Annotated in this window: 21 protein-coding genes and 1 tRNA gene; 12 read left to right on the forward strand and 10 right to left on the reverse strand. The window is 69.0% G+C overall.

The genetic code is table 11. From position 1 onward, the window contains the following. Together BW996_RS00005 and ugpQ are read right to left on the reverse strand one after the other, a co-directional pair. A partial coding sequence (locus BW996_RS00005) for an immunoglobulin-like domain-containing protein (protein ID WP_217694713.1) occupies positions 1-1,436 on the reverse strand: 1,436 nt, incomplete at its 3' end. Between the two features lie 95 nt (positions 1,437-1,531). Further along, a complete protein-coding gene (gene ugpQ, locus BW996_RS00010) occupies positions 1,532-2,341 on the reverse strand; it encodes a glycerophosphodiester phosphodiesterase (protein ID WP_081838023.1) in 810 nt (269 codons plus the stop codon). A 208-nt stretch (positions 2,342-2,549) separates the two neighbouring features. On the opposite strand from ugpQ, the gene BW996_RS00015 reads away from it, so the two are divergent. The 9 genes from BW996_RS00015 to BW996_RS00055 all read left to right on the forward strand — a co-directional run bounded on the left by BW996_RS00015 (position 2,550) and on the right by BW996_RS00055 (position 17,235). Next, complete coding sequence (locus BW996_RS00015; protein ID WP_037480096.1) at positions 2,550-6,473, forward strand: DUF3683 domain-containing protein; 3,924 nt, start codon at positions 2,550-2,552, stop codon at positions 6,471-6,473. Between the two features lie 100 nt (positions 6,474-6,573). Continuing rightward, positions 6,574-6,993: a gamma-butyrobetaine hydroxylase family protein gene (locus BW996_RS00020; RefSeq protein WP_037480098.1), complete on the forward strand. Its 420-nt coding sequence runs from the start codon at positions 6,574-6,576 to the stop codon at positions 6,991-6,993. A gap of 63 nt (positions 6,994-7,056) precedes the next feature. Beyond that, positions 7,057-7,788 (forward strand): bifunctional demethylmenaquinone methyltransferase/2-methoxy-6-polyprenyl-1,4-benzoquinol methylase UbiE, encoded by a 732-nt coding sequence (gene ubiE, locus BW996_RS00025; protein WP_037480106.1) that lies wholly within the window; start codon positions 7,057-7,059, stop codon positions 7,786-7,788. Positions 7,789-8,138: 350 nt separating this feature from the next. After that, positions 8,139-9,548, forward strand: coding sequence for a TIGR03013 family XrtA/PEP-CTERM system glycosyltransferase (locus tag BW996_RS00030; protein WP_076458426.1), 1,410 nt, complete (start codon positions 8,139-8,141; stop codon positions 9,546-9,548). A gap of 296 nt (positions 9,549-9,844) precedes the next feature. Continuing rightward, complete coding sequence (locus BW996_RS00035) at positions 9,845-10,480, forward strand: XrtA/PEP-CTERM system exopolysaccharide export protein (protein WP_037480100.1); 636 nt, start codon at positions 9,845-9,847, stop codon at positions 10,478-10,480. Positions 10,481-10,577: 97 nt separating this feature from the next. Beyond that, positions 10,578-12,119, forward strand: a complete 1,542-nt coding sequence (locus tag BW996_RS00040; protein WP_076458429.1) for an XrtA system polysaccharide chain length determinant — start codon at positions 10,578-10,580, stop codon at positions 12,117-12,119. An 11-nt stretch (positions 12,120-12,130) separates the two neighbouring features. Continuing rightward, on the forward strand, positions 12,131-13,108 hold the full coding sequence (locus BW996_RS00045; RefSeq protein WP_037485839.1) for an XrtA-associated tyrosine autokinase: 978 nt from the start codon (positions 12,131-12,133) through the stop codon (positions 13,106-13,108). After that, positions 13,086-14,798 (forward strand): TIGR03016 family PEP-CTERM system-associated outer membrane protein, encoded by a 1,713-nt coding sequence (locus BW996_RS00050; protein WP_037485837.1) that lies wholly within the window; start codon positions 13,086-13,088, stop codon positions 14,796-14,798. The genes BW996_RS00045 and BW996_RS00050 overlap by 23 nt, the downstream gene beginning before the upstream one ends. A gap of 25 nt (positions 14,799-14,823) precedes the next feature. Further along, positions 14,824-17,235 (forward strand): XrtA/PEP-CTERM system-associated ATPase, encoded by a 2,412-nt coding sequence (locus BW996_RS00055; protein WP_051632310.1) that lies wholly within the window; start codon positions 14,824-14,826, stop codon positions 17,233-17,235. A 22-nt stretch (positions 17,236-17,257) separates the two neighbouring features. On the opposite strand, the gene ftsY is transcribed toward BW996_RS00055, so the two are convergent. Next, positions 17,258-18,355, reverse strand: coding sequence for a signal recognition particle-docking protein FtsY (gene ftsY / locus BW996_RS00060; RefSeq protein ID WP_037485834.1), 1,098 nt, complete (start codon positions 18,353-18,355; stop codon positions 17,258-17,260). Positions 18,356-18,478: 123 nt separating this feature from the next. On the opposite strand from ftsY, the gene rsmD reads away from it, so the two are divergent. From rsmD to BW996_RS00075, 3 genes are read left to right on the forward strand one after another with little or no spacing between them, the layout of a single operon-like run. Next, entirely contained in the window at positions 18,479-19,090 is a 612-nt protein-coding gene (gene rsmD, locus BW996_RS00065) for a 16S rRNA (guanine(966)-N(2))-methyltransferase RsmD (protein ID WP_051632309.1), read from the forward strand. A 22-nt stretch (positions 19,091-19,112) separates the two neighbouring features. Continuing rightward, a complete protein-coding gene (gene coaD, locus BW996_RS00070; RefSeq protein ID WP_076458432.1) occupies positions 19,113-19,622 on the forward strand; it encodes a pantetheine-phosphate adenylyltransferase in 510 nt (169 codons plus the stop codon). Between the two features lie 23 nt (positions 19,623-19,645). Then, positions 19,646-19,918 carry a YfhL family 4Fe-4S dicluster ferredoxin gene (locus BW996_RS00075; RefSeq protein ID WP_037485832.1) on the forward strand — a complete coding sequence of 91 codons (273 nt, stop codon included), beginning with the start codon at positions 19,646-19,648 and terminating at the stop codon, positions 19,916-19,918. A gap of 35 nt (positions 19,919-19,953) precedes the next feature. Here BW996_RS00075 and pth read toward each other — a convergent pair whose 3' ends face one another. The 7 genes from pth to BW996_RS00110 form a co-directional block, all read right to left on the reverse strand. After that, positions 19,954-20,589 carry an aminoacyl-tRNA hydrolase gene (gene pth / locus BW996_RS00080; protein WP_037485831.1) on the reverse strand — a complete coding sequence of 212 codons (636 nt, stop codon included), beginning with the start codon at positions 20,587-20,589 and terminating at the stop codon, positions 19,954-19,956. Between the two features lie 90 nt (positions 20,590-20,679). Beyond that, positions 20,680-21,303: a 50S ribosomal protein L25/general stress protein Ctc gene (locus BW996_RS00085; protein ID WP_037485829.1), complete on the reverse strand. Its 624-nt coding sequence runs from the start codon at positions 21,301-21,303 to the stop codon at positions 20,680-20,682. A 58-nt stretch (positions 21,304-21,361) separates the two neighbouring features. Continuing rightward, positions 21,362-22,324, reverse strand: a complete 963-nt coding sequence (locus BW996_RS00090) for a ribose-phosphate pyrophosphokinase (RefSeq protein WP_037485827.1) — start codon at positions 22,322-22,324, stop codon at positions 21,362-21,364. 90 nt (positions 22,325-22,414) lie between these two features. Then, a tRNA-Gln gene (locus BW996_RS00095) sits at positions 22,415-22,491 on the reverse strand. A 43-nt stretch (positions 22,492-22,534) separates the two neighbouring features. Further along, positions 22,535-23,425 carry a 4-(cytidine 5'-diphospho)-2-C-methyl-D-erythritol kinase gene (gene ispE / locus BW996_RS00100; RefSeq protein WP_037485825.1) on the reverse strand — a complete coding sequence of 297 codons (891 nt, stop codon included), beginning with the start codon at positions 23,423-23,425 and terminating at the stop codon, positions 22,535-22,537. Positions 23,426-23,474: 49 nt separating this feature from the next. Next, entirely contained in the window at positions 23,475-24,023 is a 549-nt protein-coding gene (locus BW996_RS00105) for a lipoprotein insertase outer membrane protein LolB (RefSeq protein ID WP_037485823.1), read from the reverse strand. Further along, entirely contained in the window at positions 24,020-25,912 is a 1,893-nt protein-coding gene (locus tag BW996_RS00110; RefSeq protein WP_139330672.1) for a tetratricopeptide repeat protein, read from the reverse strand. Before BW996_RS00110 ends, BW996_RS00105 begins: the two co-directional genes overlap by 4 nt. Between the last annotated feature and the right edge of the window lie 41 nt (positions 25,913-25,953).

A 25,953-nucleotide genomic window follows, 5' to 3' on the forward strand; every position in this document is an offset into this window, starting at 1 on the left:
GTGCCGGAGTAGGTGAGCTTGACGGTGACGTCGGTGGCGGCCGGCTGGCTGAGGCTGACGGTGTAGCCGGTGGCCGGCTGGCCTTCCACGACGGAGGCCGGGCCGGTGATCGACACCAGGCAGGTGTCCTCGCCACCCGGCGTGCCGCCGCCCGGACCACCGACATCATCGGTAACGAGGGTCGTGACCGAACCCTTGGCCGGATCCGCCGCGATGGCCTCGAAGCCGCCGCCGCTGATCTCGCCGACCGAGACGGTGATCGTCTCCGAGCCCTCGGCCAGCGCATCGTCGATCGTGCGCAGGTCGAAGTCGACCGAACTCTGTCCGGCCGGAATCGTGACCGAAGTGACGGCGGTGTAGTCCGAGCCGTCGGAGGCGGTGCCGGAGTAGGTGAGCTTGACGGTGACGTCGGTGGCGGCCGGCTGGCTGAGGCTGACGGTGTAGCCGGTGGCCGGCTGACCTTCAACGACTGCATTCGGACCGGTGATCGACACCAGGCAGGTGTCCTCACTGCCCGGCGTGCCACCGCCAGGCCCCCCGAAATCATCGGTAACGAGGGTCGTGACCGAGCCCTTGGCCGGATCTGCCGCGATGGCCTCGAAGCCGCCACCGCTGATTTCGCCGACCGAGATGGTGATGGTTTCAGAGCCTTCCGCCAGCGCGTCGTCGATCGTGCTCAGGTCGAAGTCGACCGAACTCTGTCCGGCCGGAATCGTGACCGAGGTGACGGCGGTGTAGTCCGAGCCGTCGGAGGCGGTGCCGGAGTAGGTGAGCTTGACGGTGACGTCAGCGGCGGCAGGCTGGCTCAGCGAGACGGTGAACTTGGCGGTCTCGCCCTCGGTGATCGCGCCGGAGGCCGGACCCACCAAGCCGACGAAGACCGTGCTGCTGGCCACGGGGTCATCCGCCGGCGTGTCCGTTTCCCGATCAGGCTCGTCCGTTGCGCTGGCGACGCTGATCTCGGTGTTCTCGATCTCGCCGAGGGTGCCGGCTTGCTCGTAGGCGAACTGGTATTCCTGCGGCGTGACCACCTCGATGATGCGGTCGACCACCACGCCGGGTTGCAGGCTGCCCTCGCTGCCGCCCAGACCGGCGCCGGGCGCGATGTCGATCTCGCCGTTGTCCAGGCTGGCGATCAGCTGGTCGAGCCCGTCACCCTTGACGGGACGGGCATTGGTGGCCACGGCCGCGCCGCCAAGACTGATCTCGACGACGCCGTTCTGCGCCGTCAGCAGAACATCGCCCTTCGTGACCACGTCGCCCAACTGCAGCGCCCGGGCGCCGCCGTCGTCCTGGCGCATGACCGCATCGCCCCACAGCCCGACGACGATGCCGGCCGGCAGCCGGCTCGGCACGTAATGGATGTTCAGCTGCGGCAGGTCGCGGACGGCGCTCGACGGGACGGCGGAGCTGGACGGGGGCTGGGAGGCGGGCATGAGGAGCCTTTCGACGGTCGCGACATCACGGAGGCGCACGCGGGGTGCGCCTCGCCGATATCGGAGGCGTCAGGAAGGCTCTTGAGCCGCCGGGCTCAGTCGGCCGGCACGAAGCGGTCGACCTCGTCGCTGATCAGGCCGTCGATGCCCAGCTCGATCAGTTCGCCGGCGCGGCCGGGGTCGTTGACGGTGTAGGCCAGCACGCGCAGTCCGTCGCGGTGCAGCCGTCCAATCAGCGCCGGCGTGATCAGCGACTGCTCGAGCACCATCGCGCTGCAGCCCAGGCGCTCGGCGATGTCGATGCAGTCGGGCCACAGCGTGTCGACCAGCAGGGCGCGCGGCAGCTCGGGCGCCGCCTCGCGCGCGGCTGCCAGCGCCTGGGGTTGGAAGGAGCTCAGCAGCGGCCATATCGCCTGTTCGTCATGGACCGCCTCGCCCCACAGGCGGCGCACCGCCTGCGCGATCAGCCGGCCAGTGCGCTCCTCGTCGCCCGGCGCAGGCTTGAGCTCGATGTTCAGTGCATGGCCGTTGCGCAGGACGAAGGCAGCGATGCCGTCGAGGCTGGGCAGCGGTTCGCCGGCGAAGATGCGGCCGTGCCAGCCGCCAGCGTCCAGCAGCGACAGCTCGGCCCAGTCCAGCTCGAGGGCGGCGCCGGCCGCATCGGTGGTGCGCTCGAGCGTGTCGTCATGCAGCAGGAAGGGCAGGCCATCGGCGCTGAGGCGCACGTCGCATTCGAAGGCGCGCCAGCCCAGGCTGGCCCCCAGACGCATCGCGGCCAGCGTGTTCTCCGGGGCGTGCCGACCTGCGCCCCGGTGCGCGAACCACAAGGGATAGGGCCAGGGTGGGGCCGGCGTGGCGGGCTCGGCGTCGTCGGCGGACGTCAGGTCGTGATGCAGGCTGCTCATCGTGCTTCCCTCGTGCGTGCGTACCTGTGGACGGGCGGATGCCCCCTCCAAGATTGCGCCGCGCCGATGTCGGGGTCAAGACAGCTTTTCGTGGCGGGTCGGCCACGGGGACTGCGGACGGGAAAGGACGTGCCGCGGCGGGCAAAACAGCTGCTGCGGTAGGATTGCCGGTCCTGCGCGCGCCTCGCGCTGCTGCCTTCGCGGCCCCATGAACGCACCGCTCCCTCCCAATCCGCTGCTCCAGTCCGTCGGCCAGGACCTCGATCCTGCCCATGCCGAACCTCGCCTGCGCGAGATTCCGTACAACTACACCTCCTTCTCGGACCGGGAAATCATCATCCGCCTGCTGGGCCCGCGCGCCTGGGCGCTGGCCGACCAGCTGCGCGGCGAGCGTCGCACCGGCCGCTCCGCACGCATGCTCTACGAGGTGCTGGGCGACATCTGGGTGGTGCAGCGCAATCCCTACCTCGAAGACGACCTGATCGACAACCCGAAGCGGCGCGAGAACCTCATCGAGGCCTTGCACCACCGCCTCGCCGAGGTCGAGAAGCGTCGCACCCCGGGCGTCGATCCGGGCCGCGACGCGCTGGTCGGCGAGCTGATGGCGATGGCGCGCGGCGCCGTCGAGCGTTTCGCCGAGCGCTTCCGCCTGGTGGACGACCTGCGCCAGCGCACGAAGAAGGTGCTGGGCCGCCACACCCGCTCCGACAACCTGAAGTTCGACGGCCTGAGCCGCGTCGCGCACGTCACCGACGCCACCGACTGGCGGGTCGAATACCCCTTCGTCGTGCTGACGCCCGACACCGAGGCCGAGATGGCCGCGCTGGTGGCCGGCTGCGTCGAGCTGGGCCTGACGATCATCCCGCGCGGCGGCGGCACCGGCTACACCGGCGGCGCCGTGCCGCTGACCTGGAAGAGCGCGGTGATCAACACCGAGAAGCTCGAGCAGATGACCGAGGTCGAGTTCGTCGACCTGCCGGGCCTGGCGCACAAGGTGCCCACCATCTGGACCGGTGCCGGCGTTGTCACGCAGCGCGTGGCCGATGCGGCCGAGCGCGGGGGGCATGTCTTCGCGGTCGATCCGACCTCGGCCGAAGCCTCGTGCATTGGCGGCAACATCGCGATGAATGCCGGCGGCAAGAAGGCGGTGCTGTGGGGCACGGCGCTGGACAACCTGGCCTCCTGGAAGATGGTCACGCCCGAGGCCAAGTGGCTGGAGGTCACCCGCCTGAACCACAACCTCGGCAAGATCCACGATGTCGAGGTCGCCAGCTTCGAGCTGAAGTATTTCGACGCCTCGGGTCGCACGCTCGAGCGCACTGAGCGGCTCGACATTCCCGGGCGCATCTTCCGCAAGGAAGGCCTGGGCAAGGATGTCACCGACAAGTTCCTCGCCGGCCTGCCCGGCATCCAGAAGGAAGGCTGCGACGGCCTGATCACCTCGGCGCGCTGGGTGGTGCATCGCATGCCGGCGCACACCCGCACCGTCTGCCTGGAGTTCTTCGGCAACCCGAAGGACTGCGTGCCCTCGATCGTCGAGATCAAGGACTTCATGTTCGGCGAGATGAAGAAGCCGGGCGGCGCGATCCTGGCCGGCCTCGAGCATCTCGACGATCGCTACCTCAAGGCGGTCGGCTACGCCACCAAGAGCAAGCGCGGCGGCACCCCGAAGATGGTGCTGATCGGCGACATCGTCGGCGACGACGAGGACGCGGTCGCGCGCGCCACCAGCGAGGTGGTGCGCCTGGCCAACGGCCGCTCGGGCGAGGGCTTCATCGCCATCTCGGCCGATGCGCGCAAGAAGTTCTGGCTCGACCGCAAGCGCACCGCTGCCATCTCCAAGCACACCAACGCGTTCAAGGTGAACGAGGACGTGGTGATCCCGCTGGAGCGCATGGGCGAGTACACGCTGGGCATCGAGCGCATCAACATCGAGCTGTCGCTGCGCAACAAGATCGCGCTGCTCGACCGGCTCGAGCAGTTCTTCCAGGCCGGCAACCTGCCGCTGGGCAAGACCGACGACGCCAGCGAGATCCCCAGCGCCGAGCTGCTCGGCGACCGGGTGCAGCGCGCGCTGGCCCTGATCCGCGAGCTGCGCACGCTGTGGCAGCAGTGGCGCGACGGCCTCGACGTCGTGCAGCCCGACACCGGCCGCAGCTTCTTCGAGCAGATCCAGGACAACACGCTGCGCGCCTCGTGGAAGACGCAGATCCTGAAGGTCTTCCAGCAGCAGCTCTTCGCCGGTGCGGCCTTCGCGCCGCTGATCGAGGCCTGCAGGAAGATCCACAAGGAGGTGCTGCGCGGGCGCGTCTGGGTGGCGCTGCACATGCACGCCGGCGACGGCAATGTGCACACCAACATCCCGGTCAACTCCGACAACTACGAGATGCTGCAGACCGCGCACGAGGCGGTCGCGCGCATCATGGTGCTGGCGCGCAGCCTCGATGGCGTGATCTCCGGCGAGCACGGCATCGGCATCACCAAGCTGGAGTTCCTGACCGACGCCGAGCTGGCGAACTTCGCCGCCTACAAGGCCAAGGTCGACCCGGAAGGGCGCTTCAACAAGGGCAAGCTGCTGCGCCCGCAGGACCGGGTCACCGACCTGGGGGCCGATACCCGCGCCGCCGACCTCAGCGAGGCCTACACGCCCAGCTTCGGCCTGATGACGCACGAGTCGCTGATCATGCAGCAGAGCGACATCGGCGACATCGCCGCGTCGGTCAAGGACTGCCTGCGCTGCGGCAAGTGCAAGCCGGTGTGCGCCACGCATGTGCCGCGCGCCAACCTGCTCTACAGCCCGCGCAACAAGATCCTGGGCACCTCGCTGCTGATCGAGGCCTTCCTGTACGAGGAGCAGACGCGCCGCGGCGTCAGCCTCAAGCACTGGGAGGAGTTCGAGGACGTCGCCGACCACTGCACCGTCTGCCACAAGTGCTTCACGCCGTGCCCGGTCAAGATCGACTTCGGCGACGTGACGATGAACATGCGCAACCTGCTGCGCAAGATGGGCAAGAAGAGCTTCCGTCCGGGCAACGCCGCCGCGATGCTGATGCTCAACGCCACCAACCCGGAGACGATCAAGATCGCCCGCTCGGCGATGGTGGGCGTCGGCATGAAGGCGCAGCGCCTGGCGCATGACGTGCTCAAGCTGGCCGCGAAGAAGCAGACCAGCGCGCCGCCGGCGACGGTGGGCGCCGCTCCGATCAAGGAGCAGGTGATCCACTTCATCAACAAGAAGATGCCCGGCGGCCTGCCGAAGAAGACCGCGCGCGCGTTGCTCGACATCGAGGACCGCGACTACGTGCCGATCATCCGCGACCCGAAGGCGACCACCGCCGAGACCGAGGCGGTGTTCTACTTCCCCGGCTGCGGCTCTGAGCGGCTGTTCAGCCAGGTCGGCTTGGCCACGCAGGCGATGCTCTGGCACGCGGGCGTGCAGACCGTGCTGCCGCCGGGCTACCTGTGCTGCGGCTACCCGCAGCGCGGCTCGGGCCAGTTCGACAAGGCCGAGCAGATGATCACCGACAACCGGGTGCTGTTCCACCGGGTCGCCAACACGCTGAACTACCTCGACATCAAGACGGTGGTGGTCTCGTGCGGCACCTGCTATGACCAGCTCCAGGGCTACCAGTTCGACAAGATCTTCCCCGGCTGCCGCATCATCGACATCCACGAATACCTGTTGGAAAAAGGCATCACGCTGCAGGGCAAAGGTAACTTCATGTACCACGATCCCTGCCACACGCCGATGAAGCTGCAGGATCCGATGAAGACGGTCAAGGCGCTGGTGGGCGACGGCGTGGTCAAGTCCGAGCGCTGCTGCGGCGAGTCGGGCACGCTGGGCGTGACCCGGCCCGACATCTCGACGCAGATCCGCTTCCGCAAGGAAGAGGAGATCCGCAAGGCCGAAGGCCAGCTGCGCGCGCAGGGCGCCCAGGGCGACCTGAAGATCCTGACCTCCTGCCCGAGCTGCCTGCAGGGTCTGTCGCGTTATGGCGACGATCTGCAGAACGGCCTGCTCGAGGCCGACTACATCGTCGTCGAGATGGCGCGCCAGATCCTGGGCGAGAACTGGATGCCGGACTATGTGGCCCGGGCCAACGCCGGCGGCATCGAGCGCGTGCTGGTCTGAGGCGGCCTGTCTGCATCTGAAGGGGCCGAATGGGCCCATCGTCGCGGATAATCGCCCGGATCCGCCGCCTTCATCGCGGCTTCTTCCGGACGACTTCCCGATGACCCAACCGAATGCCCCCCAGCCCACTGCCCTGACACTGCACCAGCAGTCGCGCGTGCTGGAGATCGGCTTCGATGATGGGCAGACCTTCCGCCTGCCCTTCGAGCTGCTGCGCGTCTATTCGCCCTCCGCCGAGGTGCGTGGCCATGGCCCCGGCCAGGAGGTGCTGCAGACCGGCAAGCGCGAGGTCGGCATCGTCGACCTGCAGTTGGTCGGCCACTACGCCGTCCAGCCGGTCTTCAGCGACGGCCATGACAGCGGCCTCTACACCTGGGAGATGCTGCACGATCTGGGCATGCGCCAGCAGGCGCTGTGGCAGGACTATCTCGATCGCCTGAATGCGGCCGGCGTCGATCGTGATGCACCGATGAAGGGCGGCGCGCCCGCAGGTGGTGCCTGTGCCTCCCATGGCCACTGAGTTTTCGGTGTGTCCGGCCGGGCACGCAAGCTGCTCCATTTCCGCCCCGACATTTCCCTGCCCATGAGCGATACCCACTTCGGCTTCAAGACCGTCGACGAGCAGAACAAGGCGCGCATGGTGCGCGGTGTGTTCGACTCGGTCGCGGCCCGCTACGACCTGATGAACGATCTGATGTCGGGCGGCATGCACCGGCTCTGGAAGGCCTACACCCTGGCGGTGTCTGGTGCCCGTGAAGGCCACCAGGTGCTCGACATCGCCGGAGGCACCGGCGACCTGAGCCGCGCCTTTGCGCGCAAGGTCGGCCGCAGCGGCTGCGTGGTGCACACCGACATCAACGAGGCCATGCTGAGCCGGGGCCGTGATCGCCTGGTCGACGAGGGCCTGTCCCTGCCGACGGTGCTGTGCGATGCCGAGAAGCTGCCTTTTCCCGAGGCGCGCTTCGACATCGTCTCGGTCGCCTTCGGTCTGCGCAACATGACGCACAAGGATGTGGCGCTGGCCGAGATGTGTCGGGTGCTCAAGCCGGGCGGCAAGCTGATGGTGCTGGAGTTCTCGAAGGTGGCCGCGCCGCTCGAGAAGGTCTACGACTGGTACTCCTTCAGCGTGCTGCCCAAGCTGGGCCAGATGGTGGCCGGCGACGCCGAGAGCTACCGCTATCTGGCCGAGTCGATCCGCATGCATCCTGGCCAGGCCGAGCTGAAGGCGATGATGAAGACGGCCGGTTTCGGCCATGTCGATGTGCACAACCTGACCGGTGGGGTGGTGGCCCTGCATGTCGGGCTGAAGTGCTGACCTCCGGCCGAGGGGGTACCTGAAGTGCGCAAATCACATCTTTGCGTGACGGCATGTATCGGGCACGGCTTGCGGAATTACTTCTTTTGCCATATCAGGGCATTCCTGCAAACTGAAGACACATGCTGATTTGTACGCATCTGTTGACGCAGTTGGTACAAGTCTTCACTCTCACGTCAATACGTCACACAATCGTGATCCAGTCTCCCCTGCTTGGGGGAATGAGGTCGCCTGTGCATCAGGTGTCAGGGGACCAGGGTCGAAAATCAGGGGGTCAGCAATGATGGCCTCCAGTCCTGCGCAAGTGACGCGAGACGCATTGCCAGTGTTTTGCCAAGGGGGCTGTCAGAATGTTTCGAGTTTTCCAGCACCGATCGTCGGGAACGCACTTCGTCGAGCTGTTCGCTGACGGTCTGCTTTGCTTCATTGCCGCGCTGCTGTCGGCTGCCACGTTGGCCAGCCCGCTGCCCGGGGTCAGTCCGCTGACCCAGATCATCACGCCGACCATCCTGCTGGTCGCTTTTTCCTTTGCGCTGGTGATGGCGCTGCTTTATTCCTTCGTCGGACTCTATCGGCACCGCAATCTCGGGCTGGTTCCGATGGTCGTGCGCATCGGTTTTGCGTTCCTGCTGGGTGGTTACATCACTTACCTGACGCTGAAATACATCAGCTATGACGGTTATGCCGGCAGCCTGGTCGGATATTCGCTGGTGTATCTGCTGGTCGGCCTGATGCTCTACCGCGGCGTGGCGTGGGTGGTCCGCCAGGCCGTGGGCACCCGCCGTGTGCTGATCGTCGGCACCGGCCCGGATGCCCGTCAGGTGTGCACCGACCTGCGCGCCGGCGGCCAGTGGGCCGGCTATGACGTGGTCGGCTTCTACCCGACCACCGAACAGACCGACCGCGCCGCGCTGCGTGGTGCTGCCCATGTGTTCGACGCCCGCCAAAAGCTGGTCGACCTGGTGCGCGAGCACCGCATCAACGAGATCATCGTGGCGGTGCGCGAGCAGCGCGGCGGCGGCGTGCCGATGAACGATCTGCTCGAGTGCCGCATCGGCGGTGTGCCGATCATGGATCTGGCCTACTTCTACGAGCGCACCAAGGCCGAGGTGCCGGTCGACAGCCTGAAGGCCAGCTGGCTGGTCTATGGCGATGGCTTCGTTCAGGGCCATGCCCGCGAGCTCACCAAGCGCCTGTTCGACATCGTCAGCTCCTCGGTGCTGCTGCTCCTGGGCGCGCCGGTCATGCTGATGACCGCGCTGATGATCAAGCTCGACAGCCCCGGCCCGATCCTCTACAAGCAGGAGCGTGTCGGCCTGGGCGGCAAGGGCTTCATGTGCATCAAGTTCCGCAGCATGCGCACCGACGCCGAGAAGGATGGCGTGGCGCGCTGGGCTTCCAAGAACGACTCCCGCATCACCCGCGTCGGCGCCTTCATCCGCAAGACCCGCATCGACGAGCTGCCGCAGCTCTTCAGCGTGCTGCGCGGCGAGATGAGCATGGTGGGCCCGCGTCCGGAGCGCCCGTCCTTCGTCGCCCAGCTGCGCGAGCAGATTCCCTACTACGACCTGCGCCACACGGTGAAGCCGGGCCTGACCGGCTGGGCCCAGGTCCGCTATGCCTACGGCGCCTCGCTCGAGGACGCACGCAAGAAGCACCAGTTCGACCTGTACTACGTCAAGAACAACTCGCTGCTGCTGGATCTGCAGGTGCTGATCGAGACGGTGAGCGTGGTGCTGTTCCGCGAGGGCGCGCACTGAGAACACCGAGCACGTCCGTGCGTGCCACGGTCTCCGGTCAGGGCCTGAGGGGCTGCCGGACGACAGGCGCTCCAGACCAGAGGACAGCGCACGAAATGCTTTCGTGCGCTGTTCGTGCTTCAAGGCGTGTTCATTTTTATCACTTTCATGATCTGCCCGATGCGCGTGAATGCGTGGGTCATGAATGCTGTTCATGATGATGAACTTGTAAGGAATTCTTGCGCTGCAGCGGTACGATCGGGTTGCGTGCCGCGCGGAGATCGCAGGGTGCTGGAATGATCAAGAGAGGATTTCGCATGAGGATCGAAACGAGCCGTCTGTCGCGTGCGGCCGCTTTGCTGCTGGCGTCGGTGATGGCGGTCGGCACCCTGTCGGGCTGCGGCAGCATCGGCCGCTATCCGCCGGCCCCGAAGTCGGCCGAGACGCCGGATCACCGCTACAAGATCGGTCCGCTGGACACGCTCAACATCGTCGTCTGGCGCAATCCCGAGCTGTCGGCCACCGTCACGGTGCGCCCCGACGGCCGCATCTCGACGCCGCTGGTCGAGGATCTGCAAGCCTCGGGCAAGAACCCGTACGACCTGTCGCGCGAGATCGAGAAGGAGCTGAGCAAGGTCATCCGCGATCCGGTGGTCACGGTGGTGGTCGGCTCCTTCCAGGGCGTCTACAGCGAGCAGATCCGCATCGTCGGCGAGGCCGCGCGCCCGCAGAGCGTCGCCTTCCGCCAGAACATGAGCCTGCTCGACGTGATGATCCAGTCCGGCGGCCTGACCGACTTCGCCGACGGCAATGCCGCGGTGCTGGTGCGCGGCGCCGAGGGCGGCAAGCAGTACAGCATCCGCCTGAAGGATCTGCTCAAGCGCGGCGACATCTCGGCCAACGTCGATGTGAAGCCCGGCGACATCATCATCGTGCCGCAGAGCTGGTTCTGAGCACGCCTGCCAAGCACGTGGCCGTGTCCGTCGCGTCGCCCGCCTGTTGCGGGGAGCCGGACCGGCCAGAACTGACGATTACAGGTAGACAGCCGGTATGAACGATTTCACCCGACAGGCTGCGATCCTGGCCGCGAGCGTCTGGCGACACCGCTGGACCGCCGTGGCCGTGGCATGGCTGGTGGCCATCCTGGGCGCGCTGGTGGTCATGGTGGTGCCCGAGCGCCGCGAGGCCCGCGCCAGCATCTATGTCGATACCCAGACGGTGCTGCGGCCGATGATGGTCGGCCTGGCCTTCCAGCCCGACATCGACCAGCAGGTCCGCATGCTGGGCCGCACGCTGATCTCGCGCCCGAACGTCGAGCGCCTGGTCAACAATCCCACGATCGGGCTCGAGAAGGTCGATCCGTCGCAGGTCGACTCGCAGATCGAGACCCTGATGAAGACCATCAAGGTGGTCCAGACCGGGGGCAACAACCTCTACGCGATCAGCTACCGCGATGTCGATGGCGAGCGTGCCCGACGTCTGGTCGAGGGGCTGGTGGCGCTGTTCATGGAGAGCGGCGTCGACTCCAAGCGCAAGGACTCCGCCGAGGCCAGCCGCTTCATCGACGAGCAGATCAAGGCCTACGAGTCCAAGCTGACCGAGGCCGAGAACCGCCTGAAGGAATTCAAGCTGAAGAACATGAACGTCGCCTCGACGCAGACGCAGGATTTCTTCGGCCGCATCCAGTCGATGACCGACGAGGTCAACCGCCTGAAGGTCCAGCTCAGCGCCGCCGAGCGCTCGCGTGACGCGATCCGGCGCGATCTGGAGTCCGAGGAACCGCAGCTGCCGATGGGCGCGGCCTCGGCCGTCTCGCTGACGCCGGACCTCGACGAGCGCATCCGCACCCTCAAGCGCCAGCTCGACGACATGGAGCGCCGCTTCACCGACAACCATCCGGACGTGCGCACCACCCGTCGCATGATCGGCGAGCTCGAGCAGAGCCGCCGCGACGAGCTGGCCCGCCTGCAGGCCGAGAATCCGAAGCGCCGTGCTGCCGCGACCAACCCGGTCTACCAGCGCCTGCGCAACAACCTGTCGGATGCCGAGGCCAGCGTGGCATCGCTGCGCGGTCAGCTCGAGGCCCAGGCCGCTCGCCTGGAGGAAGTCCGTTCGCAGGCCAACCAGGTCCCGCAGGCCGAGGCCGAGCTGGCCCAGCTCAACCGCGACTACGAGATCATGCGCCGCAACTACGATCAGCTGGTGCAGCGCCGCGAGGCCGCCTCGCTGGGCGTGAAGATCGACCAGACCTCGTCGATGGCCGACTTCCGCCTGATCGAGCCGCCGCGCCTCCTGCCTTCGCCGGTCTTTCCCGGCAAGCTGCAGATGGCCGCCGGCGTGATGCTGCTGGCCCTGCTGGCTGGCGGTGCGGTGGCCTATGCGATGACGCTGCTCAATCCGACCTTCTCGAGCGAGCGCGAGCTGCGCGAGTTCACCAAGCGTCCGGTGCTCGGCAGCCTGACCAAGATCGAGGATCCGCGCGATCGTGACCTGCAGCGCCAGGACCGCATGAAGCTGGCCGGCGTGATGGGCCTGTTCCTGCTGGCCAATGTCGGCTGGATGGCCTGGATCTCGACACGCACCGCGAGCTGAGGAGTCCCCAGATGAACACGATCGAGCAGGCCGCCAAGCGGCTCGCTGAACTCAAGCGTGCCGGCTATGACGTGCCGGTGCCCGATGTCCCGGGCACGGCGGCGGCACAGCCGGCGCCTGCCGCGGCCGCTGTGCCGTCGGCAGCCCCGGTCGCGCCGGCTGCGGTGGCTCCGGTCCCCGCACCCGCACCTGCACCGGTGCCCGCCGCCACGCTGCCGACGGTGCGCAGCGCCCAGGTCGAGATGCTGCCCACCGCCAGCCGGCGCTCCCGCGAGGTCCGCCTGGACCTGGAGCGGCTCGAGCGCGAAGGCTATCTGGTGCCCTCGCAGGCCCGCTCGCAGCTGGCCGAGCAGATGCGCATCATCAAGCGCCCGCTGCTGGCCAATGCCCGCGGCGAGTCGGCGCAGCAGATCTCGCGCGCCAACCTGATCCAGGTGGTCAGCGCGATGCCGGGCGAAGGCAAGACCTTCTTCGCGGTCAACCTCGCGATGAGCATCGCGATGGAGGTCGACCTGTCGGTGCTGCTGGTCGATGCCGATGTGCTGCGCCCCTCGGTGCTGGCGCGCTGCGGCGTCGAGCCCTCGCGCGGCCTGATGGACGTGCTGAAGACGCCCTCGCTCGATCTGGCCGACGTGATGCTGCGCACCAATGTGCCCAAGCTCAGCCTGCTGCCGGCCGGCACCGCCAACTCCCAGTCGACCGAGCTGCTGGCCAGCACGGCGATGGAGCGGCTGCTCGACGAGCTGGCCTCGCGCTTCCCGGACCGCATCATCGTCTTCGATGCGCCGCCGCTGATCCCGACCACCGAGTCGCGTGTGCTGGCCTCGCGGGTCGGCCAGGTGGTGATGGTGGTCGAGGCCGGCAAGACCACCCATGCGCAGGTGACCCAGGCCTACGCCGCGGTCGAGCAATGCCCGGTGGTGCTTTCGGTGCTGAACCGCGCCAGCGGCAACTCGGGCGAGGCTTATGGCTACTACTACGCCTCGTGAGCGGCTGACGCTCCAGCGACCGGCGCCGGTCGCGCTGCTGGCGACCGCGCTGCTGGGCGTGGCCCTGCCGCTGCAGGCCCAGCCGGTCGACGCGGCGGCGGCCGCCGCCGGGGGCGCTGGGGCGGCTCCGGTCTCGCGGGCCACCCAGATCACGACACCCGATCCGCTGCAGGGCCTGGCCGGGCCGGGCGCGGCGCCGATGCCGGCCGCGGCCTCGGCACCGGCGCGCGGCTGGCGCGTCGCGCCGGCGGTCAAGGCGGTGGTCAACGCGACCAACAATGTCGGGCTGCAGTCGAGCGACCGCGCCTACGGCATCGTCACGACGGTCACGCCGCAGCTGCAGCTGCTGGGCACCGGTCCGGACTACCGCCTGAACGGCAACCTCGCGGCCGACATGGTCACCTATCTCGGCCGGATCGGCACCGACCGCATCTTCCCGCGCGGGCAGCTCACGCTGAACACCCGGCTGGTCGACCGGCTGTTCTTCGTCGATGCCGAGCTGGGGGCCGACACCACCTCGTCGACGCCCTTCGACCTGATCGGCGACGGCACGAGCGTCTACACCGGCAGCAACACCGTCACCCGTCAGCGCCTGAGCCCCTACATCGACCGGGAGCTGTCGCCGACCTCGCGGCTGCTGGCGCGCAGCGACAACACCTGGTCGCAGGGCAACGGCACCGGCACGGCGGCGGCGCAAGGCACGGATGCCGACGCGCATGTGCGCACCGACACGGTCCGCTTCGACGAGCGCCCGCTGCCGGCGGGCATGCGGGCCGAATACAACCGCCAGGCCACCCGCTACCGTGACGGCGGCAGCGGTCTGGTGCTGGCGACCGGCCGGCTGTCGCTGCTGTACGCGCCCGATCCGGTGCTGACGCTCGGCCTGACCGGCGGCACGGACTCGGCCAACTACGGCACCAACCAGGTCAGCGAGACGCTGCGCGGCGTGGCGCTGCGCTGGGCGCCCTCTGAGCGCACCGTGTTCGACTCGCTGGTCGAGAAGCGCTTCTTCGGCACCGGCTGGAATGCCGCGCTGACCCATCGCTCGCCCTTCATGGCGCTGTCGGTGGCGGCGACGCGCCAGGCCTCGACCTTCGCGTCGCGGCTGGGCACGCTGCAGGCCGGCGGCGATGTGGCCTCGATGATCGATGCGATGCTGCAGACGCGCATTCTCGACGAGGCCACCCGCCAGGCGGCGGTGCAGGACCTGATCGCCAAGCGCGGCCTGAGCAGCTCGCTGGGCGGACCGGTCGATCTGTACTCGCGCACGGTGCAGATCCAGCAGGGCCTGAACGTGACGCTCGCGCTGGTGGGCGTGCGCCACACCGTGACGATGCGGATCTACCAGACGAAGCTCGAGGACTACCGCGGCGCCACCGAGGATGCCAACAGCGTGCTCGGCCTGGCCAGCGATTCCATCCAGCGCGGCATGACGCTCAGCCTGGGGCGGCGTCTCGATCAGGACACCACCGCCACCGTCACGCTGACCCGTGCACGCGCCGAGGGCATCGGCGCGAACGCCTCGCTGGGCACCCGCAGCGGAACCATCCTCCGGCTCGGTCTCTCTCATGCCCTGTCCCCTCGCACGACGGTCACCGGCGCACTGAGACACCAGAACGGCTCGACCTCCCTCGTCGGCAACGACGCCAGCGAGACCGGCCTGTCGGCCGGCGTGCTGCACCGCTTCTGACGGCCGGACGACGGCCAGCTCCACGATGTACGAATCCCACTTCGGTTTCAGCGGCCCGCCCTTCCAGCTCAACCCGGATCCGGCGTTCTACTTCAACAGCCGCGGCCACGGCCGCGCGCTGGCCTACCTGCAGTACGGCGTCGCGCAGGCCGAGGGCTTCGTCGTCATCACCGGCGAGATCGGTGCAGGCAAGACCACGCTGGTGCGCATGCTGCTCGACGGGCTGGACCGCCAGAAGGTGCTGCCGGCGCAGATCGTCAGCACCCAGCTGGAGTCGGGCGAGCTGCTGCAGTCGATCATTACCGCCTTCGGCATTCCGTCGCAGGCCAGCAGCTCCAAGGCGCACCTGATCGCGACGCTGGAGGCCTTCCTGACCGCGCTGGCGGCGCAGGGGCGCCACGCGCTGCTGATCGTCGACGAGGCGCAGAACCTCGACCCGCGCGCGGTCGAGGAGCTGCGCATGCTGTCGAACTTCCAGCTCGGCAACCATGCGCTGCTGCAGAGCTTCCTGGTCGGCCAGCCGGAACTGCGCCGCCTGCTCGAGTCGCCGACGATGGAGCAGCTGCGCCAGCGCGTGACCGCGTCCTGCCACCTCGGGCCGCTGACGCTCGAGGAGGCGCGCGACTATGTCGAGCACCGGCTGCGCCATGTCGGCTGGGACGGCCGCCGGCCGGCCTTCGCCGACTCCGCCTTCGACAGCCTGTTCCGCTGGTCGGGCGGCGTGCCACGGCGCCTGAACCGCCTGGCCAACCGCTCGCTGCTGGCGGCCTTCCTCGACGGCGTCGACACCCTCGATGCCGCGCTGGTCGAGCGCACCGCCGCCGAGCTGCGCAGCGAGATCGGCGAGGGCGATCTGGCGCCGGTCGAGCCGCTGGCGGCTCCGTCGACGGTCGCCGCGCCTGCGCCGGCCCCCGTTCCGGTCGCCGAACCCGTGGCGCCGCCCCCGCCGGCGCCGGTGCTGCAGTTCATCGCGCCGCCGGCTCCGAATCCGACTCCGGTGCCGAGTCCAGTGCTCATGCCCGAGCCCGCACCGGCACCCGCCACGATCGAGCTCGACGAGCGCGCACGCGATTCGCTCGAGCGCGAGCCGCTGCCGCGCATGGCGCTGCCAGCGGCCCGTCTGCAGGCGCTCACCTCCGCGATCCGCGCCGCGCGCAGCCATGCCGACGGCCTGCTGGCGCGCCGTGCCAGCCGCGACGTCATTCTCTGCCTGGCCGACAGCACCAGCGCCGCGCTGAAGTTCGCCGCGCTGGCCGAGGCGATGGCCGAGATCGGCCGTGCGCCGCGCATGGTGCTGGTCAGCCTGGGGCCGCTGCCGCTGGTCTGGCCGTGGCATGGCATGGGCCGGGTGCTGCCCGCGCTCGAGGTCGGCCTCGATCTCGAATGGGTGCCGGGCGACATCGAGCAGAGCCTGTCGCGCATGGTCGAGGGCCTGGGCCAGTTCATCGAGGAATTCGAGCCGATGGCGGTGCTGAGCCTGGGCTCGAGCGATGCGATGACCGCCTGCTGCCTGGCTGCGCATCAGCGCGGCCTACCGCTGCTGCGGCTGGAGGCGGGCATTCGCGCCACCGGCCCGCAGGCCTGGAACGCCACGATGATCGAGCAGGCATCCGACGTGCTGTTCGTGCCGGGCGAGGCCGCCCCGATGGGCCAGCTGCGCCGCCAGGGCCTGCAGCCGGACCGGCTGTTCTGCGTGCCCGACCGGCTCGAGGCCGATGCGCTGGCGCGGCTGTGGCCGGAGGTGCCCGATCCGGCCGGCGCCTGCCTGCGCAACGGCTTGCCGATGTATTTCGGCCCGACCTGGTCGGTCAACGGTGTCGAGGGCGAGTCCTTCATGCTGGTGGCCGTCTCGCTGCTCGGTCATTCGGCCGAGGCGGTGCGGCGTCTGGTCGACGCGCTCCTGGGTGCGGGGGGGCCGATGCGCCAGCTGTGGCTGATCGATGCACCGACCCGCGAGGTGCTCCAGGCGTTGCTGGCCCAGGACGCAACGCTCGACGGTCCGGTGCTGCTGATGCCCGCCAGCGGACCGCGCCCGGCCGGCCTGCGCGAGCGCATCGATGCGGCGCGGCTGCTGTGCTGCGAGATCGGCTCGCTGCCCGAGCAGCTCGGCCTGCTGTGCGGCGCCAGCGCCACGCTGGTCGAGGAGAGCCATGGGCTGGCCGATGCGGCCGCGCAGCTGGGCATCACGCTGGCCGAGGTCGATCTGTCGCGCGGCGTGCTGCTGGGACGGGTGCCGGACGGCCCCGCATCCGAGTCGCCGCTGGAGGCGGCTGCCTTGTCGGCCCTGCTTCAGCTGGACAGCCGCCGCGCGCAGCCGACCGGTCCGGTCGAGCCGGTGAGCGCCTCCGGCGCCTCGGTCGAGATCGCCAGCCACCTGCAGGCCTGGATCGACCGGCTGATGTCGGACCGCGGCGGTCCGCTGCAGCCGGCTGCCTGAGGCGCCCGAGCCTGCCGGCTCGTCAGCTCAGCAGCGCCTGCGCGAACTCGCGGGCGCTGAAGGTCTGCAGGTCCTCCAGCTTCTCGCCGACGCCGATGAAGTAGACCGGCACCGCCGGCTTGCCCTGCGCGACGCGCTCGCGCACCCACAGCGCGATGGCTGCGAGCACGCCGCCCTTGGCGGTGCCGTCGAGCTTGGTGACGATCAGGCCGGTCAGGCCGATCGCCTCGTCGAAGGCCTTGACCTGGGTGAAGGCGTTCTGGCCGGTGTTGCCGTCGACCACCAGCAGCACCTCGTGCGGCGCGCCCTCCATCGCGCGGCCCAGCGTGCGGCGGATCTTGCGCAGCTCGTCCATCAGGTGCAGCTGCGTGGCCAGCCGGCCGGCGGTGTCGGCGATGACGACATCGCAGCCGCGCGCCTTGCCGGCCGAGACCGCGTCGAAGCAGACGGCGGCCGGATCGCCGCCTTCCTGGCTGACGATCTCGACGCGGTTGCGGTCGGCCCAGACCGCGAGCTGCTCGCGCGCGGCGGCGCGGAAGGTGTCGGCCGCGGCCAGCAGCACCTTGCTGTCCTGCTCGGCCAGATGGCGGGTGAGCTTGCCGATGCTGGTGGTCTTGCCCGCGCCGTTGACGCCGGCGACCATCATCACGGTGGGCTGGGTCGCGCCGATCTGCAGCGCGCCTTCCAGCGGCGCGAGCAGCTCGGCCAGCACCTCGGCCAGCAGCGCCTTGACGCCGGCCGGATCGGTGCAGCGGGTGTCCTTGACGCGCTGCTTCAGCGCCTCGAGCAGGTATTCGGTCGCGCCGACACCGGCGTCGGCCATCAGCAGCGCCGCCTCGAGCTCCTCGTAGAGCGCGTCGTCGATCTTCGTGCCGGTGAAGACCTGGGCGATGCTGGAGCCGGTGCGCTGCAGGCCGGCCTTGAGCTTCTGCAGCCAGGAGCCGCGTGCGGCTGGAGCCGGTGCGGGCTCAGGGGCTGTGACGACGGCCGGCAGCAGGGTCGGGTCGGGCGGGGTCGGCGCGGCGACCGGCTCGGCGGCCGGGCTGTCCTGCGCCAGCTCCGGTGCGGGTTCCGGAGCCGGAGACGACGAGAAGAGCTTGCGACGGAGGAAACTGAACATGCGGGCGGAGGCCGGTTGAGGGGCCGGCAGGGAGTCGGGCGGGGCCGATGCCGGCGCCGCGCGGGGCGGGCAGCAGACGGCCGCAGGATGATGGTCCGATTGTAGGCAGCCCGCCTGACTAGAATGCCGCCCGTGTCCAGAAATCATCCCGCCCCCCGTGCTTCCCGCGCCGACAGTGGCGCGCCCGGAGAAATCCGCCTGATCGGCGGGCGCTGGAAGCGCACCCGGCTGCCGGTGCTGGCCGAGCCCGGCCTGCGCCCGACGCCCGACCGGGTGCGCGAGACGCTGTTCAACTGGCTCGGTCAGGACCTGTCGGGCTGGCGGGTGCTCGATGCCTTCGCCGGCACTGGCGCGCTCGGCTTCGAGGCCGCCTCGCGCGGCGCGGTCGAGGTGGTGCTGCTGGAGCAGGCGCCGCGCGCGGCCGCGCAGCTGCAGCAGGCCGCCGCGCGGCTCGGCGCGACGATGGTCGAGGTGCGGCGCACCGATGCGCTGGCCTGGATGGCGGGTGCACCCGCCGGGCATTTCGATCTGGTGCTGCTCGATCCGCCTTTCGGTGCCGACCTGTTCGATCGTGCGCTGCAGGCCGCGCTGCGGCTGCTGGGCGAGGGGGGCTGGATCTATCTGGAGGCCGATCGGCCCTTCGACGAGTCCGCCTGCGCGGCTCTGGGGCTGACGCTGCACCGTCATGGCCGCGCCGGCATGGTGCATTATCATCTTCTGAAACTGCACCCCTGAAGCGCCCGCTCCGGAGCCCGTCTTGACCCCCGCGATCCAGCAACTCACCGCGATCTATCCCGGCACCTTCGACCCGATGACCCTCGGTCACCAGGACCTGATGCGTCGCGCCAGCCGGCTGTTCAGCCGGCTGATCGTGGCGGTCGCCGCCGGCCACCACAAGCGCACGATGTTCACGCTCGAGGAGCGCCTGGAGATCGCGCAGGAGCTGGCCCAGCCCTACGGCAATGTCGAGGTGGTGGCCTTTCGGGGCCTGCTGCGCAACTTCGTCGTCGAGAACGGTGGCAAGGTGGTGGTGCGTGGCCTGCGTGCGGTCAGCGACTTCGAGTACGAGTTCCAGATGGCCGGCATGAACCGCCAGCTCATGCCCGAGGTCGAGACGCTGTTCCTGACGCCGAGCGACCAGTACCAGTTCGTCAGCGGCACCTTCGTGCGCGAGATCGCGATGCTGGGCGGCGATGTGTCGAAGTTCGTCGCGCCGTCGGTGCTGGCGCGCCTGCAGCAGCGTGTGGCCGCCGGCCCGCGCGACTGAGCGAGCCGCAGGAGACACGGATCATGGCGCTGACCATCACCAGCGAGTGCATCAACTGCGACGTCTGCGAGCCCGAGTGCCCCAACCAGGCCATCTCGATGGGCGAGGAGTTCTACGTCATCGACCCGGCGCGCTGCACCGAGTGCGTCGGCCACTTCGGCGAGCCGCAGTGCGTGCAGGTCTGCCCGGTCGAGTGCATTCCGGTCGATCCGGAGCACACCGAGACGCGTGAACAGCTGCAGGCCAAGTACGAGCGCCTGCAGCTGCAGGCGCTGCCCCGCACCCCGATCGGCTGAAACTTCCGCGGAAGGACTGCGCAGGACAGGGCGGCTCAGCCGCCTTCGGCCGGCGTCGGAGCGGCTGGCGGCTTGGGCGGGCGCGGCGGCTTCGGCCGCTGCGGGCCGGCGTGCAGCAGCGCGGTGGCCTTGGGCATGTCGCCGGCCAGCAGCAGGTCGAGTGCCTCCATCGAGCGGTCGATGCAGCCCTCGATCAGCTCGCGCTCCGACGCCGGCGGCTTGCGCAGCACATAGCCCGCCACCTCAGCGCGGTCGCCCGGATGCCCGACCCCGAGGCGCAGCCGCCAGAAAGCCGGCGAGCCGAGCTGGGCCTGGATGTCCTTCAGGCCGTTGTGGCCGGCGGCGCTGCCGCCCTGCTTGAGCTTCATCTGGCCGGGCAGCACGTCGAGCTCGTCGTGCACCACCAGGATCTCCTCCGGCGCGATGCGGAAGAAGCGCGCCAGCGGTGCGACCGACTTGCCCGACAGGTTCATGTAGGTCTGCGGCTCGATCAGCCAGATCGGGCCGGCCGGGTGGTTCACCCGCGCGACCAGGCCGTGGTAGGCCTTGTCGGCGCTCAGGTGCGCGCCCAGGCGCCGCGCGACGGCGTCGATCCACCAGAAGCCCGCGTTGTGGCGGGTCGCCTCGTATTCGGGGCCCGGATTGCCCAGGCCGACCAGCAGTCGGATCATGATGTTGTTCTTCCCACGCAACTTCCCACGCAAAAAAGCCCCGCAGGGCGGGGCTTCGTGTCGGAGCAACGGCAGGTTGCCAGGCAGGAATTACTTCTTGCCCTTGCCCTTCTTGCCCTTGTCGGCGGCCGGAGCGGCGGCGACGACGATGACTTCCTCGACGATCTCCACCGGGGTGGCGATGACCGGGTTCTTGCGGCCGTGCGTACGGACCTTGATGCTCGGGTCGAGCACCAGATCGTCGACGTGCAGCGACTTGCCCTTGACCATGCCCTTCAGGTCGACCGTCAGGAATTCCGGCAGCTTCTCGGCCAGGCACTCGATGTCCAGCTCGGCCACGACGTGGTTGATCGTGCACTTCTCGAGCTTGACGGCTTGCGATTCGGCTTCGTTGATGAAGTGCAGCGGCACGCGCTTGCGGATGCGGGTGGTCGAGTCCACGCGCTGGAAGTCCACGTGCAGCACCAGCGGCTTGTACGGGTGCATCTGCAGGTCGCGCAGCACGACCTTGGTGGTCTCGCCGCCCAGTTCCATCTCGAGGACGGAGCAGTGGAAGGCTTCCTTCTTCAGCGCGTGGTACAGCGCGTTGTGGTCCAGCTCGATCTGAGCGGCATCCTTGACGCCGTAGACGATGCCCGGAACCTTGCCGGCATTACGCAGGCGGCGGCTCGCTCCGGTCCCCTGCACTTCGCGCGAGAATGCGACGAATTTCATGTGATTTCTCCAGAAAAAGGAAGGGCGCCCGCGACCAGGTCGCCCCGGGTGAGACGGATCAGAAGTTGTTGTTCTGTTCCGCGAAAAGATCGGTCACCGAGGCGCCGTCCGAGATGCGGCGGATCGTCTCGGCGAACAGGAAGGCCACCGACAGCTGGCGGATCTTCTTGCACTCGCGCGCCGGGCCTTGCAGCGGAATGGTGTTGGTGATCACCACTTCGTCCAGCTTGGAGCCGGCGATGCGCTCGACCGCCGGACCCGACAGGATCGGGTGCGTGCAGTAGGCGTAGACGCTGCGGGCGCCGCGGTCCTTCAGGACCTCGGCCGCCTTCACCAGCGTGCCGGCGGTGTCGATCATGTCGTCCATGATCACGCAGTTGCGCTTGTCGATGTCGCCGATGACGTGCATCACTTCGGAGACATTCGCCTTCGGGCGGCGCTTGTCGATGATGGCCAGGTCGCAGCCGAGCTGCTTGGCCAGCGCACGGGCACGCACCACGCCGCCGACGTCAGGCGAGACGACCACGAGGTTCTCGTAGTCCTTGCCCTTCAGGTCGCTCAGCAGCATCGGCGAGGCGTAGATGTTGTCGACCGGGATGTCGAAGAAGCCCTGGATCTGGTCGGCGTGCAGATCCATCGTCAGCACGCGGTTGACGCCGGCCGCTTCCAGCATGTTGGCGACGACCTTGGCGCTGATCGGCACGCGGGTCGAGCGCGGGCGGCGATCCTGACGGGCATAGCCGTAGTAGGGAATGACCGCGGTGATGCGACGGGCCGAGGCGCGCTTGAGCGCATCGACCATCAGCAGCAGCTCCATCAGATGCTCGTTGGTCGGCGCGCAGGTCGGCTGGACGATGAAGACGTCGCGGGCGCGGACGTTCTGCTGGATCTCGACGGTGACTTCGCCATCGGAGAAGTGGCCGACGGCGGCCTTGCCGAGTTCGAGGCCCAGATCGGCGGCGATCTCGCGGGCCAGGGCCGGGTTGGCATTGCCAGTGAAGAGAAGGGTGTCGGAGAGCATGTGCGTGCTGCCCGCAGGGCGCGGACTTTTCAGGCCATCAAGAAACAAGCGCCTCGCCGTGTGACCGGCAGGCGCTTGATGTGGATGGTTTGGCAGGGGAGGAAGGACTCGAACCCTCGCATGTCGGAATCAAAATCCGATGCCTTGACCAACTTGGCGACTCCCCTACACTGGACTCGTCTGTCGACGCGCCCGAAAACTCTGTGCTTTTCAGTCTCTCACCCAATGCTGCATCGGATGAATTTCCAGACTTCTGCACGTTCTCGCTATCCAGGATTCATTCGGTGTCGCCAAACTCCGAAGAATGGTCTCTGTCAGCTCGCCGTGCCTTGCACTGCATTCTCTCAGGATTTCTGGATACTGCGCAAATACTGCGCTTCCTGATCCGCTCATCCTGCTGAGCCCTAAATTCTGCTTCAGAATTTTTAGTCCGTCAACTACTTGCTTGCTGTACGCTTCGGCGCCGGCTTGCAGATCGTTTTTCCCGAACTCGGACTCTGCGAGAAAGACTGCTATTGTGGCGGGTTTCGTGTCCCTGCGCAAGAGGGGGCTCGAAAAAATCGCGGCGGTGGGAATGGCCACCGGGGGTTTGAGCACCAGATAGCTGGCCGGCGGCAGCGCGATCGGGGTCAGGATCTCGCCGATGCCCTCGACCCAGGCGTCGCGCCCGCCGATGAAGAAGGGCACGTCGGCGCCCAGTTTGACGCCCAGCTCCAGCAGCGCGCGGCGGTCCAGTCCCAGATTCCACAGCCGGTTCAGGCCGAGCAGCACGGTGGCCGCATCGGAGCTGCCGCCGCCCAGGCCGGCGCCCCAGGGCACCTGCTTGTCGATCGCGATGTGCACGCCCTCGCGCGTGCCGGTGGCCTGCTGCAGCAGACGTGCCGCGCGGGTGCACAGATCGTCCTCGGGCAGGGCCGGGCCGAGATCCTCGCGGCTGACGACGCCATCGGAGCGCCGCTCCAGATGCAGGGTGTCGCACCAGTCGATCAGCCGGAACACCGACTGCAGCAGGTGATAGCCGTCGGCGCGTCGACCGATGACATGAAGAAAGAGATTGAGCTTGGCCGGGGCCGGCAGGTCGTACAGGGCGGACAGGGACATGCGCGCGATGGGCAAGGAAGAAAGTGCAGACGGGGTCCGAGCGATCCGCTCAGGACGGCGTGTCGAGGCGGATCCGCACGGTCAGCGCCGGCTCGGGCAGGCGTCGCTCGGCCACCAGCAGACCGTCGGCCAGCCGGCCGGTGCTCACCTTCCAGCCGAGCTGGCGAAAGCCCGGACCGTCGGCCTCGGCCAGCGGCCGGCTGGCTTCGTCCGGCCAGGGGCGGCCTTCGAGCCAGTCGAACAGCGCGGCCAGCGGGAGCGCTTCGCCGACCAGCGCCTCCATCATCGTGTCGAGATGGTCGAAGTGCTGGGTCTGTGCGCCGCTGTCGAGCTGCACCTCGCCGGGGCGCCACTGCGCCCGGCCCAGCGGCAGGCCGATCGGGCTGAACAGCGTCAGCTGGCCCTGCGCGGCCGAGCCTTCGAGCTCGAAGGCGGCGCTGAACGAGCGTGCGCTGTCGCCCGCCACCTGGACGGCGAGCCGACCGACCCGCGCTCGACCGGCCTCGCCAGACAGGGGCGCGGGCGGCTGCGTGGTCGCGCAGCCGCCGAGCAGTCCGGCGCCAGCCAGCACCAGCGCCACGGCATGACGACGCCTCACGGCCGCACCTTCAGCCGGCGCAGCGTTTCCTGCAGCACCTCGTTGTCGGCGTCGCGGGCCAGCGATTCGCGCCAGATGCGGCGAGCCTCCTCCTGGCGCCCCAGCGCCCAGAGCACTTCGCCCAGATGCGCGCCGATCTCGGTGTCGGGGCGGCGCTGGTAGGCCTCGCGCAGCAGGCGTTCGGCTTCCTCGCGGCGGCCCAGGCGGAATTCGACCCAGCCGAGGCTGTCGGTGATGTAGGGATCGCCGGGCGCCATCTCCAGGGCCCGGCCGATCAGCTCGCGGGCCTCGGTCAGGCGCAGGTTGCGCTCGGCCAGGCTGTAGCCCAGTGCGTTGAAGGCGTGCTGCTGGTCCGGCTTGAGGACCATGACGCGGCGCAGCAGCTGCTCCATCTCCTCATGGCGGCCGAGCTTCTCGGCCAGCAGCGCCTGCTCGTAGAGCAGTTCGGTGTCATCGGCGAAGCGCTGGCTGGCCTCGGCCAGCAGCTGGTAGGCAGCCGGCCACTGGCGTGCGTCGCGCAGCAGCTGCGCCTCGGTCATCACCCGGGCGCGCTGTTCCTCGGCGCTGCCCTGAGGCAGGCGCTGCAGCAGCGCGCGGGCCTCGGCGATGCGGCCCTGGCGCATCAGCAGCGAGGCGCGTCGCGTCAGCACGGTGACCGAGTCCTGGTCGGCCAGGCGCTCCAGCCAGGCCTGGGCACCGGCATAGTCGCGCAGCTGCTCGCTGGCCTGGGCGAGCATCAGATGGGCCTGGGCACGCTCTTGGACGCGGTTGCGCTGGGCCGCCTGGGTGATCGGGTCGGGCAGATCCTCGTCGCTGTCCTCGACCGCATCGGCCGGAGCCGCCGCAGTGGTGGCTTCGGTGATCTGCAGATGGCGCAGCAGGGCCTCGCGCGCAGCGCGAGGCTCGCCGCTCTCGAGCTCGAGCGCGCCCTGCAGCAGCCAGGCGCCGGCGTCGTCGGGTGTCTCGCCGGTCAGGCGACGCGATTCGGCCAGCGCCTCGCCGTAGCGCTGGGCGGTCGACAGGCGTCGCACATAGGCGGCGCGCACGCTGGCGGCGGGTGCGGCCGAAGCCAGATGTGCGCGCACCAGCGCCTCGGCCTGCGGCTGGTCCTTCATCAGCTCGACGGCCAGCAGCGCGGCGGCCGGATCGGCCGGATCGCGCTGCACCGCCTTCGTGACGAACTCGAGGCTGCGGCTGCGATCGCCAGCGGTCAGCCAGCCGGCGGCGGTGGCGTTCAGCGCGCTGGCGGTGGTGGCGGCGCGCTGGCGCCACGGCGCCAGCGTCTCCTCGAGCATGCGCGCGGTGGCCTGCGGCTGCTCGCCGCCGAGCACCAGCCGGGGCAGGCTGCTGATCGCCGCCGGCCGCGCCGGCTCGGACGTCAGCTCGATGAAGGCCTCGAGCGCGCGGCGCGCCTCGGTCTGTCGACCCAGCGCGACCAGCATCTGCGTCTCGATCTCGGCCGCCTGGCGCGACTGCGGCAGGGCCTGGCGCCATTGCTTGAGCGCGGCGGCCGCCTGCTCGCCAGCGCGTGCGCCCAGCGCGATGTCGACCGCGCGGCGGAACAGCGCCTCGTCGCGGCTGCGCCGGGCCGCCTCCATCATGACCTGGTAGGCCAGCGGGGCGTTGCCGTCGCGCAGTTCCAGCTCGCTGACCAGCAGCTGGTAGAAGAGCACGCCGTCCATCGCGGACCGCACCGGGGCTGGCGCGGCGACGGCGCTTGCCGCTGCGGGGGCCGCATTGTCTTGCGCCAGGGCCTGCGGCGTCAGTCCGGTCAGACCGAGCGTGCCCAGCAGCAGCGCCGCCGCCGACAAGCGCAGGCGGTGGCCCGCGCGGCTGGCGGGTGCCGGAGTCGGCGGAAGGACGGGGGGCGGCGCAGGCAGCAGGGGCATCGAGGCGGACTCCATGTTCAGGGCCATTCTAGGCCGCGGCG

Origin of the sequence: Sphaerotilus natans, assembly GCF_900156335.1 — a bacterium.
GTDB classification, from domain to species: domain Bacteria; phylum Pseudomonadota; class Gammaproteobacteria; order Burkholderiales; family Burkholderiaceae_C; genus Sphaerotilus; species Sphaerotilus natans.